At 43.9% G+C, this 12,056-nt stretch carries 9 protein-coding genes and 1 pseudogene; 7 read left to right on the plus strand and 3 right to left on the minus strand.

The window, feature by feature from the left end; genetic code table 11:
- The 7 genes and pseudogenes from AAGC65_RS11845 to ilvA form a co-directional block, all read left to right on the plus strand.
- A pseudogene (locus AAGC65_RS11845) lies at positions 1-599 on the plus strand (ketol-acid reductoisomerase); the annotation flags it as partial.
- A gap of 146 nt (positions 600-745) precedes the next feature.
- The gene (gene leuC / locus AAGC65_RS11850) at positions 746-2,164 is read left to right on the plus strand and encodes a 3-isopropylmalate dehydratase large subunit (RefSeq protein ID WP_343112662.1); all 1,419 of its coding nucleotides are present in this window, start codon (positions 746-748) and stop codon (positions 2,162-2,164) included.
- A 100-nt stretch (positions 2,165-2,264) separates the two neighbouring features.
- Positions 2,265-2,858 (plus strand): 3-isopropylmalate dehydratase small subunit, encoded by a 594-nt coding sequence (gene leuD / locus AAGC65_RS11855; protein WP_343112663.1) that lies wholly within the window; start codon positions 2,265-2,267, stop codon positions 2,856-2,858.
- Between the two features lie 88 nt (positions 2,859-2,946).
- Positions 2,947-4,020: a 3-isopropylmalate dehydrogenase gene (gene leuB, locus AAGC65_RS11860; protein ID WP_343112664.1), complete on the plus strand. Its 1,074-nt coding sequence runs from the start codon at positions 2,947-2,949 to the stop codon at positions 4,018-4,020.
- Between the two features lie 13 nt (positions 4,021-4,033).
- The gene (locus AAGC65_RS11865) at positions 4,034-4,801 is read left to right on the plus strand and encodes a methyltransferase domain-containing protein (protein WP_343112665.1); all 768 of its coding nucleotides are present in this window, start codon (positions 4,034-4,036) and stop codon (positions 4,799-4,801) included.
- Between the two features lie 155 nt (positions 4,802-4,956).
- Positions 4,957-6,123 carry a 2-isopropylmalate synthase gene (locus AAGC65_RS11870; RefSeq protein ID WP_343112666.1) on the plus strand — a complete coding sequence of 389 codons (1,167 nt, stop codon included), beginning with the start codon at positions 4,957-4,959 and terminating at the stop codon, positions 6,121-6,123.
- Between the two features lie 2 nt (positions 6,124-6,125).
- Positions 6,126-7,376: a threonine ammonia-lyase IlvA gene (gene ilvA, locus AAGC65_RS11875; RefSeq protein ID WP_343112667.1), complete on the plus strand. Its 1,251-nt coding sequence runs from the start codon at positions 6,126-6,128 to the stop codon at positions 7,374-7,376.
- A 199-nt stretch (positions 7,377-7,575) separates the two neighbouring features.
- On the opposite strand, the gene AAGC65_RS11880 is transcribed toward ilvA, so the two are convergent.
- The 3 genes from AAGC65_RS11880 to AAGC65_RS11890 all read right to left on the minus strand — a co-directional run bounded on the left by AAGC65_RS11880 (position 7,576) and on the right by AAGC65_RS11890 (position 12,053).
- A complete protein-coding gene (locus tag AAGC65_RS11880; RefSeq protein WP_343112668.1) occupies positions 7,576-8,574 on the minus strand; it encodes an ABC transporter ATP-binding protein in 999 nt (332 codons plus the stop codon).
- A gap of 135 nt (positions 8,575-8,709) precedes the next feature.
- Complete coding sequence (locus AAGC65_RS11885; RefSeq protein ID WP_343112669.1) at positions 8,710-11,019, minus strand: tetratricopeptide repeat-containing sensor histidine kinase; 2,310 nt, start codon at positions 11,017-11,019, stop codon at positions 8,710-8,712.
- A gap of 224 nt (positions 11,020-11,243) precedes the next feature.
- The gene (locus AAGC65_RS11890; protein ID WP_343112670.1) at positions 11,244-12,053 is read right to left on the minus strand and encodes an outer membrane beta-barrel protein; all 810 of its coding nucleotides are present in this window, start codon (positions 12,051-12,053) and stop codon (positions 11,244-11,246) included.
- Positions 12,054-12,056: the final 3 nt, after the last annotated feature.

A 12,056-nucleotide genomic window follows, 5' to 3' on the forward strand; every position in this document is an offset into this window, starting at 1 on the left:
CTTCATTGCGCCGTATGTTCCTGCAAGGCCGTGGCTTAAACTCAAGCTACGCTATTTTCCAGGATGCTACCGGTAAAGCATTTGAGCGCGTAATTTCACTAGGTATTGCCGTAGGTAGCGGTTACCTGTTTGAAACCAACTTCAAAAAAGAAGTATATAGCGATTTAACCGGCGAGCGTGGTACACTGATGGGTTGTATCCAGGGTATCTTCGCGGCTCAGTATGATGTATTGCGCAGCAAAGGCCACTCTCCATCTGAAGCCTTTAACGAAACTGTTGAAGAGTTAACTCAATCATTAATGCCACTGGTTGCTGAAAACGGTATGGATTGGATGTATGCCAATTGCTCAACCACAGCACAACGCGGCGCGTTGGATTGGTGGAAAAAATTCCGTGATGCCACTAAACCGGTATTTGAAGAATTATACGAAAGCGTTGCTACCGGCAAAGAGTCACAACGTTCTATCGATTCAAACAGCCAGCCAGATTACCGTGAAAAATTAGACGCGGAATTGAAAGAATTACGCGAAAGCGAATTATGGCAGGCAGGTAAAACTGTACGCAGCTTACGCCCTGAAAACCAGGTTGTAGAAGCGTAAGTCTTTTTAGTAGCAAGTATTTAGTATCAAGTATCGAGTTTTTTTGATGCGATAGATATTAAGTACTTGCTGCTTAATAATAAAACAATACCGGTATCAGGCTATAGCATTTACTTGATACCTGATACTAACTACTTGATACTATCATGGGACAAACATTATTTGATAAGATATGGGATGCACACGTCGTCAGTAGCAACGAGGGTTTTCCTGATATTTTATACATCGACACACATTTCATACACGAGGTAACCAGTCCGCAGGCATTTGATGGCTTACGTACCAGAGGCTTACCGGTTTTCAGGCCCAAACAAACAGTGGCCACTGCAGATCATAACGTTCCTACAATTGATCAGCACCTCCCCATCAAAGAAGAACTTTCCCGCTACCAGGTTGATATGCTCACCAAAAACTGTAAAGAGTTTGGAATTGAGCTGTACGGCTTGGGTCACCCTTTTCAGGGTATAGTACACGTAATAGGCCCCGAGCTGGGTATTACCCGCCCAGGTGGTACTTATGTGTGCGGCGATAGCCATACCTCAACACACGGCGCTTTTGGTGCTATAGCGTTTGGTATAGGCACCTCGCAGGTTGAGCAGGTAATGGCCACACAGTGTTTACTGCAATCCCGCCCAAAAAGGATGAAGATTGAAGTAAATGGCAAGCTGCACAAAGGTGTTGGCGCTAAAGATATTATCCTGTATATCATCTCGCAGATCTCTGCCGCCGGCGGTACAGGTTATGCTGTGGAATATGCCGGCGATACCATCCGCTCGTTAAGTATGGAGGGCCGTATGACCATCTGTAACATGAGCATTGAAATGGGTGCACGTTGCGGTTTAATTGCTCCCGACGAAACCACCATTGAATATGTAAAAGGCCGCGAATTTGCCCCTAAAGGCGAAGAATGGGATAAGGCCGTAGCTTACTGGAAAACTCTATACTCTGATGCTGATGCTCAGTTTGATGAAGTATTATCCTTTAAAGCAGAAGACATTGAGCCAATGATAACCTACGGAACAAACCCCGGTATGGGCATTGGTGTAACACAACATGTTCCTGAAACTGCTTCGTTTGAAGCCAAAGAGCAGGGATCATACAAAAAAGCCCTGGAGTACATGGGCCTGCATGATGATGAAACTTTGTTAGGTAAACCTATTGATTATGTGTTCATCGGCAGCTGCACCAACTCACGCATTGAGGATCTGCGCCAGGTAGCTGAATTTGTAAAAGGCAAACACAAGGCCGATAACGTTACCGTGTGGGTAGTTCCGGGATCAAAGCAGGTACAGGAACAAGCCATACGCGAAGGTTTGGATAAAATATTTAACGAAGCAGGTTTCCCGCTCCGCGAACCAGGATGCAGTGCTTGCCTGGGCATGAACGAGGATAAAATACCGGCCGGTAAATACTGCGTATCTACCTCAAACCGTAATTTTGAAGGCAGACAAGGCCCTAACAGCCGCACCTTCCTGGCCAGCCCGCTCACTGCGGCAGCATCAGCAATTACCGGCAAGGTTACAGATATCAGAACCTTTTTAAAAGAAGAAGAGTTAGTTAGCTAATATGTCATTGCGAGCGTAGCGTGGCAATCGCGAACTGTATAGGGATACTATACATAGTTCGCGATTGCTTCGTTCCTCGCAATGACAAAAGGAAAATAATATGGCGACCAAAATATTCAAACATGTACAAACCAGCGTGGTGCCTCTGCCTATCGAGAACATCGATACCGACCAGATCATCCCCGCTCGTTTTTTAAAGGCCACTACCCGCGATGGTTTTGGCAATAACTTATTCCGCGACTGGCGTTTTGATGAGAACGATAATCCCAAAGAAGATTTCGTGCTCAACAACCCGAACTTTAGCGGTAAAATACTGGTTGCAGGTAAAAACTTTGGTTGCGGAAGCAGCCGCGAGCATGCCGCCTGGGCCATTGCCGATTATGGTTTCGACGCTGTAGTTAGCAGCTTTTTTGCTGATATATTTAAAGGCAACGCATTAAACAATGGGCTGTTGCCGGTACAGGTAAGCGAAGATTTTTTGAAGAAGATCTTTGATGCGGTTTACGCCGATCACACCTCGGCTGTTGAAATTGATTTGGACAATCAGGTAATTAAAATTGTAGCCACCGGCGAACAGGAAACATTTGAGGTTAACGCCTACAAAAAAGCCTGCATGATCAACGGTTATGATGATATTGATTATATCCTGAGCAAAAAGGAATTAATACAGCAATTTGAAAATCAGGACTTCTAACCCCTAAAGGGAGAACAAAGGATTCTGAGCAAAACAATAAAAAGTACTACAACCAAAATATTCCCCCTTTAGGGGGTTAGGGGGCTTAATGAAAAAACACATATTAGTAATACCCGGTGATGGTATCGGGCCCGAAGTAACAACATGGGGTAAGGCTGTTCTGGAAAAGATTGGTCAGCAATTTGGTCACGAGTTTACCTTTGACGAAGCCCTGATGGGTCATGCGGGGATTGAAGCTACCGGCAACCCGCTTCCTGATGAAACTTTAGCAAAAGCCAAAGCCAGCGACGCCATTTTATTTGGCGCCATTGGCCATATTAAATATGACAATGATCCATCTGCAAAGGTGCGTCCGGAGCAGGGGTTGTTAAAAATCCGTAAGGAACTTGGCTTGTATGCCAATCTGCGCCCTATCATGCTGTTTGATGAACTCCTTGATGCATCAAGCCTGAAACCGGAAATACTGAAAGGAACTGATATTCTGTTTTTCCGCGAACTTACCGGTGATGTTTATTTCGGCGAGAAAAAACGCAGTGAAGACAGGAATACCGCTTCCGACCTGATGGTGTACTCACGTTATGAAGTTGAGCGTATAGCCATTAAGGCATACGAGGCAGCTCGTGTACGCGGTAAAAGATTATGCTCTGTTGATAAGGCCAACGTACTGGAAGCTTCACGCCTATGGCGCGAAGTGGTACAGGAAATTGCCAAACAATACCCTGATGTGGAAACAGAGCACATGTTTATTGATAATGCCGCTATGCAACTGGTTAAAAACCCTAAAAAGTTTGATGTGGTATTAACTGCCAACCTTTTTGGTGATATCTTAACTGACGAAGCATCGCAAATTGCGGGTTCAATGGGTATGCTGGCTTCGGCATCTGTTGGCGATGGCACCGGCTTTTTTGAGCCTATCCACGGTTCGGCACATGATATTGCCGGTCAGGATAAAGCCAATCCGCTGGCATCTATATTATCAGTAGCACTGATGCTGGAGATCAGCTTCGGATTAAAAGAAGAGGCAAAACTGATCACATCAGCTATTGATAAAACGCTTAAACAAGGTTACCGCACCGGCGACATTGCTGATGCCAATACCGATAAAAGCAAAATTTTAGGCACCACAGCTATGGGCCAAAAAGTGTTGGAGTACTTGAGCTAAATTTAAAAAGCCGATGAAAAAAGCGATGAAGTGGAACGCCGATCTGTATGATGAAAAGCATGCCTTTGTATTTCAATACGGCGAGGACGTGCTGGAATTATTGGATGCTAAACCCGGCGAATATATACTTGACCTTGGTTGCGGAACCGGTCATTTAACCAAACAAATAAAGGATAAAGGGGCTATAGTGAAAGGTACCGACCTTTCGCCTGATATGATTGCGCAGGCTAAGGAGAAGTTTCCAGACGTTGATTTTGAAATCGAGAACGCAGCCGACTTTTTTACCGACACTCCTTACGATGCCGTATTCTCGAACGCGGCGTTACACTGGGTGCTTGATCAAAACGGCATGATGCGCAGCGTATACAACAGCCTGAAACATGGCGGCCGTTTTGTGGCAGAAATGGGTGGCAAAGGTAACGTTGGCCATTTAATTGAGTCGACACAATTGGTGTTGCAAAATCATGGCTATACAGAACAGGCCGATACCAAAATATGGTATTTCCCCTCTATAGCTGAGCAGGCCACAAAACTGGAAGAGCATGGCTTTAAGGTAACTTACGCCATTCATTACGATCGTAAAACACCTTTACAGGATGGCGATCAGGGCGTAGCCAAGTGGGTAACCATGTTTGGCGCACAATTCCTGGAAGGCATCCCTGATGAGGAAAAACCACAGATATTAAAAGAAATAACCCAGAAACTTGAACCTTTTTATAACGAAAACGGCCAATGGTACGCAGATTATAAAAGACTAAGGTTTGTGGCAGTGAAAGAGTAAATTAAAGTAGCAAGTAATTAGTATCATGTATCAAGACTTTAAACGTGTTGATTGGAGATACATAAAAAATAACTGAATATGTAAAAAGTAACGAAAACAATCTTGATACATGATACTCGCTACTTGATACTAAAAAATTAAAAAAAATAAAAGATATGTTACACGATCCCAACCGCGTTTATGTTTTCGATACCACGCTGCGTGATGGCGAGCAGGTACCGGGTTGCCAGTTAACAACCCCAGAAAAAATTGAGATAGCCAAAGAGCTGGAGTTGCTGGGCGTGGATATCATTGAAGCAGGCTTTCCGGTTTCAAGCCCCGGTGATTTTAACAGCGTTGTTGAAATTTCAAAGGCTGTAAAAGAACCTACCGTTTGTGCCCTTACCCGTGCAAACAAAGGCGATATTGACGCCGCTATTGAATCATTAAAATACGCTAAACGTCCGCGTATCCATACAGGTATCGGCTCGTCTGATATGCACATTAAGCATAAATTTAACAGTACCCGCGAAGAAATTCTGGAGCGTGCCGTTGAAGCTGTTAAATATGCCAAACGTGCTGTTGAAGATATTGAGTTTTATGCCGAAGATGCCGGTCGTGCCGATGTAGTTTACCTTGCACAAATGGTAGAGGCCGTAATTGCGGCTGGTGCTACCGTGGTGAATATCCCCGATACAAATGGTTATTGCCTGCCAGATCAATATGGTGCTAAGATCAAGTTCTTGAAAGAGAATGTTAAAAATATCGATAAAGCCATCATTTCGGTACATTGCCATAATGATCTTGGTTTGGCTACCGCCAATTCCATAGCCGGTTTACAGAATGGTGCCCGCCAAATTGAAGGTACCATTAACGGTATTGGCGAGCGCGCAGGTAATACCTCTATTGAAGAGGTGGTCATGATCCTGAAAACGCATCAAACTTTAGGCTTACATACCAAGATTGACTCTAAAAGATTCTACGAATTGAGCCAGATGATCCGCACACAAATGCGTATGCCGGTACAGCCCAATAAAGCCATCGTAGGCGCCAACGCCTTTGCGCACAGTTCGGGTATTCATCAGGATGGTTTCCTGAAAATGCGTGAAAACTATGAGATCATTCGCCCGGAAGATGTTGGCTTCCCAAGTGCGAGTATTGTACTTACCGCACGCAGCGGCAGGCACGCCCTTAAATTTCATTTAGAGCGTTTGGGCATCAACCTGAATAAAGAAGAACTTGCCGAGGCATACACCAACTTTTTAACCCTTGCCGATGCTAAGCTTGACATTAATGATGAAGATCTGTTGAGTTTAGTTGCGCATAAGCTGGTAAAAAATTAATAATGGAAACTGACACTAAAAACCAACTTGATTTTGAGTCGGCTTATGAGCGCCTTAAAGGTGTTGTAAAACGCACTCCGCTGGAATATAACGCCGGCCTGTCGGCAAGGTACGATTGCGAGGTATACCTGAAACGGGAAGATCTGCAAATTGTACGTTCATACAAATTGCGTGGTGCTTACAATATGATAAGCCAGCTAACTGCTGATCAGCTGAGTCGTGGTGTAGTTTGCGCCAGCGCGGGTAACCATGCGCAGGGTGTGGCCTTTAGCTGTAATGCTTTGGGTACTAAAGGTGTAATTTTTATGCCGGAAATTACACCGAAGCAAAAAGTTACTCAGACAGAAATGCACGGCCACGGCAGTGTTGAACTGGTTTTAACCGGCGATACTTTTGACGATTGCCTACGCGAGGCTTTAGCTTATACAGAAGCCCATCAAATGACTTTTATCCCTCCATTTGATAATCCTCGTATTATTGAAGGCCAGGGCACTGTTGGTGTTGAGATATTGCAGGATTTGCCTGGTGTAGATGCCGTAATTATGCCTATAGGCGGTGGTGGACTTGCTGCCGGTACCGGAACTTATTTAAAGCAAAACGTACCCGGCGTTCACTTAATTGGTGTTGAGCCCGAGGGTGCACCTTCCATGCTTAAAGCTTTGGAACAGGGCGAACCTATAACCTTGCCTGAGATTGACCGCTTTGTTGACGGTGCTGCCGTGAAACGTGTAGGTGCATTAAATTTTGACATTTGCCGGGAGATATTGGACGATATGCAACTGGTACCTGAAGGTAAAGTTTGCACCACTATATTAAAGCTCTACAACGAAGACGCTATTGTAGTTGAACCCGCCGGCGCTTTATCTGTAGCCGCATTGGATGCCTGCAAGGATAAGATAAAAGGTAAAAAGGTAGTTTGTATCGTGAGCGGCGGTAACAACGACATTGCCCGCATGCAGGAGATCAAAGAGAAATCTTTACTTTATGAGGGTCTGAAACATTACTTCATCGTCCGCTTTCCGCAGCGCCCGGGTGCCTTAAAGCTTTTTGTGACCAACGTGTTGGGGCCGCATGATGATATTACCCGCTTTGAGTTTATCAAGAAAAACGATAAAGAGAATGGCCCTGCCCTGGTAGGTATCGAACTGCAATCTGCCGATGATTATCCGGCTCTGCTTAAACGCATGATAGCTCATCGTTTCAACGTTATTGAACTTAATAAAGACCGAACGTTGTTTGAGTATTTGGTGTAAAGCCTTAATACTTATAAATAAAAGCCTTGCTAAGTAATTAGCAAGGCTTTTTATTTTTACAAACTATCTGGCAGCCAAAGGTGATACACCGTCATGCCGAACTTGTTTCGGCACCCCACCGGCAAGGCTTACCGTACATGGAGTTATTGTCCTGAGGGATGCTGAAACAAGTTCAGCATGACGAAGTGTTGTTATTATTTTAATACTCCAGCCACTTCCCTGCCCTTACGGCAACTTTATCGCCGGGTTGATATTTGTCTGCTTCTTCGTTCACTACGCGCAGCAGACGGCCATTTTGCTCCAGTATAAGGTTTTCAAAAAAGCCTTTAAACTGCACCTCCCGCACCGTCCAGTTTCTTATTGGAGCAATCAGCTTTAGCTTAATCCATTCGGGATATATAACGGCGTATTCTTTGGCAACTTCTATATGGCAAAGTTTAGCCTCGGCGGCGGTAAGTACATTGCAATTGCTGAGTAATTGAGCTGTATACAAATTTTGCGGATATTGATATAGTGCTTTCGGCGTACCTTCTTCCAATATTTCACCTTGCTTAATCACGATCAGGTCATCAGCCATGGAGAGAACTTCGGCAGGATCATGTGATACCATTACTACGGTGAGTCCTGTTTCTTTCACTATGAGCCTGATATCGCGTTGCAAACCCTCCCTGAATGAGGTATCTACCTGATTAAAGGGTTCATCTAACAACAAAACCTGCGGACGGGTTATAATAGCGCGGGCAATGGCCACACGTTGCTTTTCGCCGCCGCTCAGGTCGGCCACCCGCCTGTCGGCCATATGAGCCATGTTCAGTTGCTTTAATACCTGCTCTGTTTTCTGCTGCTTAGCTTTCAGATCTGTTGCCGGAAGCATAGCGGCCACGTTATCCCATACCTTGGCAAACAGGTTCAGATCATCGGTGTGCTGGGTAACCATTTTCATGGCATCATGACCGGGGATTAGTTTTTCTTCGGGACCCCAAATGCGCTCGCCCTTAAACTCCACCCGCCCTTCATCGGGCGACAGTAAGCCATACAATAAGCGTAATAGCGTACTTTTACCGCTGCCACTTTCGCCAATAATAGCCGTAATTTTGCCGGGCTGTATAACCAGGTTTGTTTTTTTAATCCCGGAGAGCTGTTTACCCGGATATATTTTACTTACTGCAATGGCCTGCAAAAAAGGAGTATCTGACATGGATTGCAAAGATACAAAATTGTTGAAAGTGCTTATAAACTTGTCATCCTGGCGTAGCGAAGAATTGATGACAAACTTTGCATGTTGCAGAATAGATCCCTCGCTACGCTCAAGGATGACAAAGCGGAGGAATTTTCAGGCAACTGATTGCATCGGATTATCTGCTAAAATGCGGGGAAGGGTTATAATAAACTCGGTATATTCACATTCGGCTGTGTTCAGATCGATGGTTCCGCTATGGCCGTTCACGATGATATCATAGCTCAGTGATAAGCCTAAGCCAGTGCCTTCGCCCGCAGGCTTGGTTGTAAAAAATGGCTGCATGATCTTGTCCTGAATATCGGCGGGTATTCCGTTACCATTATCTCTTATTTTAATGATGGCAATGGACCCGTCGTTTTCGGTTTTTATTTCAACCTTAGGTGTATAATTGCCGGGATTAGCTTTTAACTTTTGACTTACTGCGTAAAAGGCATTGTTAAATAAATTGAGTAGTACCCGGCCTATGTCCTGCTGTATGCCATTCACCATCACTTTTTCGCGGGTAAAATTGGTAACTATCTCCGAAGCAAAATCCTGATCTTTAACCCGCATGCCGTGATATGATAAGCGTAAAAACTCTTCGGCCAGCGTATTTATGTTCACTACATCCATATCGCTGGCATGGGAGCGACTATGTTCAAGCATGCCCTTAACTATACTATCAGCCCGCTGACCGTGGTGCTGAATTTTATTCAGATTCTGTTCAAGATCATCGGCAATGGAAATGGCCTCTTCCCGGTTTCCATTTTTCAGCTCCTCCTTTAACTCGCTGGCCAGCTCAGCACTTACCTCGCTAAAGTTGTTGACAAAGTTAAGCGGGTTCTGAATTTCATGCGCTATACCAGCGGTAAGCTGCCCAAGCGAAGCCATCTTTTCAGCTTGAACCAACTGCCTTTGTGTAGTTTTCAACTTGCTCAAAGCACTCTCGATCTCCCTTTTTTGGCTTGTAAGCAGCGCGTTTGCTTTTTGCTTATTACGATAAGCGTTTCTATAAATTACAGCCACTACAGAAAATACAATAAGCACAGCTAACAAAACGATGAGCTTAATTTTATTGGCTGCATCCTGTTTTTGTTTCAGTGCCAGTTGAGCCTGTTGCTTCTTTTCGTATTCATAGTTCATATTTTGCTCGGTGGCCATGCGTATATTTTTAGTACTCCTAAGCGAATCGATGATCTGTGACGATCTTTTATAGGTTTTAAACGCGTTTCTGTACAAGCCTATTTTTTCATAAGATTCAGCCAAATCGCCATATGACTCACCTGTGGCCTCATCAACAATATCGGTTCCCTTAATAGCTTTAAAAGCCTTGTTCAAGTAAAAAACAGCATCACCATATGAGCCTTGCCTTTTAAGCACATTACCAATAGCGGCATAAACCTGGTATTCGCTGTAAGGCTGGTTTGCCGAATCGGCCACGCCGATAGATGCTTTACCCAACTTTAAGGCTTCGGGCAGCTGGTTTTGATCAGCAAGAGCCATAATGGCTTTTGATAAGCTTGCCGCTGTTATTCCTAAATCGCCGGTTTGCCTACCCAACGCTGCCGCATTCATAGCATAATTGTATGATTGATCGTACTTTTTCAATTTGGAATAGGTAGCAGCTAAATTGGAATAAGCATATAGTTCTACATTTTTGATATTCGCTCTTTTGGCCAGCCTCACCGCTTTTCGTAATGATTGCTCAGCACGAATGTTATCATCCATCAAATTATAGGTTAAACCCATATTTAGCCAGATGTAGCTTTGTGAGTTCTCGTCGTTCACGCGTTCAAAAAAACTCAGCGCCTTTTGAAAATAAGCTAATGATTCGGAATAATTTGATTGCCGCTGAAAAGATATAGCGATATTTTGATACGCCTTGTTAAGCAGTTGCTCATCTTTAATTTCAGTAGCAAATTCAATGGCCTTTTTATAAAAAGCGATGGACTTGTCGTTTTTGCTTTGCATGCCATACATCATGCCATAGCCCGAATATATTTTGACCAATCCGGCCTTATCATTTAACCGGGTAAATATCTCTTCGCCCAGCACCAGATTTTTTTGAGCCGAGGCATAATCTCCTTTGAAGGATAATATGGTGCCCATTAGTCGCCTGGCATTAGCCTCGCCCAGTAAATACTTTGCCCTTACAGCCTCTGCAATAGTATTGCTACCACTTTCGGCAGCCGAGTCAAGGTTGATCTCTATTAAAGCTGAAGTTTTATCATTTAGGCGATTTATTCTACCTGTATCCGATTTTGTTTTCCTGATCAGCATATTCAGGCTGTCTACAGATACCTGGGCATGCAGTAATGAGGTTGTAATGCTACCCAAAAGTATGATCACCAAATACTTGGAGTTATGCGCAATCACACTTAAAACATAAGAAAATGAAACCGTATGAGTTATATTTCCCACCATGTTTGCTGATATTATTAAGTGTAATTATCAGCAGCTATTCAAATCTAATTCAGTACATGCCTGGAGATCTGTAAAACATGTTTTCAACAAATGAGGTTTATAATAGCTTGCCGAACGTGAGTAATCTTTATTACTTAAAACTACCTGAATAAGTTCTCAATTTAAGCTTTATAGGTACACATTTTTTGCACAATTTATTACACATTCACCTCAAAAAGAGCACTTTAGAAGCCAAGAGTCAGGCCAAAAGAAAAGTTTCTTAAACCGGCTTGCGCAGGACTATTCTCAAACATATCGCTAAAATAGTATTTGGCATAAATACCCATTAAACCGTAGCCCATACGTACAAATGCCCCTTTGCGCAGTTTGGTAAAGTGATAATCATCGTTAAATTTTTGTTTGCCGTTTTCGTCACTTATTTGTTTTACGCGCCCGTTCAGCAATACGCCGATCTCGGGGCCGGCAACCAGCCTGAAGCAGTTACCACTGGCATCTTCATGGCTGCGGTAATAAAATGCCAAAGGTATACGCAGATAGCTTGACGAGAATCGATTTTTGCTATAATGGATATCATCCTCAGTGTAGGTGAGCACGGGAGTATTTCTTTGAATGGTGATATCATTACGCAAGCGGATGTGTGTCCAATCAAATCCGCCGGATACATATATTTTAAAGGTGCTGTTAAAACGATAGCCAAACTGCACCAGATCAAAACCAAAGTTACTTGTTTTCCACTGGCGGTAACTCAAAAACTGGTTATTAGGCGATAAAGTAAAGCTGCCATGATCTACCAGTGTAGCCAAACCCAGATCAATCCTGGAAAAGGTTACACCAAAAGAAAACCCCGGTGCTTTATGGGCATGATAGGCCGTATCCGGTTCTTTAGGTGATGAAGCATCATCATCAGTTATGCCCCCCATTGTAAACCTAACCTTTTTTTTATGCGCGCTATCGGTACGGGTTGAGTCGGCGGTTTGGGCAAAAGCACCCATAGCGCCTATACATATGATGAGGGTAAAAATCAGTCGCTTCATATT

The sequence above is a fragment of the Mucilaginibacter sp. genome (genome assembly GCF_039207105.1).
Lineage (GTDB): Bacteria > Bacteroidota > Bacteroidia > Sphingobacteriales > Sphingobacteriaceae > Mucilaginibacter.

Bases quoted from the DNA above. Each gene is read 5' to 3' on its own strand.
- ilvA (WP_343112667.1), top strand. From the start codon at position 6,126: ATGGAAACTGACACTAAAAACCAACTTGATTTTGAGTCGGCTTATGAG.
- leuB (WP_343112664.1), top strand. From the start codon at position 2,947: ATGAAAAAACACATATTAGTAATACCCGGTGATGGTATCGGGCCCGAA.
- AAGC65_RS11865 (WP_343112665.1), top strand. From the start codon at position 4,034: ATGAAAAAAGCGATGAAGTGGAACGCCGATCTGTATGATGAAAAGCAT.
- leuC (WP_343112662.1), top strand. From the start codon at position 746: ATGGGACAAACATTATTTGATAAGATATGGGATGCACACGTCGTCAGT.
- AAGC65_RS11870 (WP_343112666.1), top strand. From the start codon at position 4,957: ATGTTACACGATCCCAACCGCGTTTATGTTTTCGATACCACGCTGCGT.
- AAGC65_RS11880 (WP_343112668.1), bottom strand. From the start codon at position 8,574: ATGTCAGATACTCCTTTTTTGCAGGCCATTGCAGTAAGTAAAATATAT.
- AAGC65_RS11885 (WP_343112669.1), bottom strand. From the start codon at position 11,019: ATGGTGGGAAATATAACTCATACGGTTTCATTTTCTTATGTTTTAAGT.
- AAGC65_RS11890 (WP_343112670.1), bottom strand. From the start codon at position 12,053: ATGAAGCGACTGATTTTTACCCTCATCATATGTATAGGCGCTATGGGT.
- leuD (WP_343112663.1), top strand. From the start codon at position 2,265: ATGGCGACCAAAATATTCAAACATGTACAAACCAGCGTGGTGCCTCTG.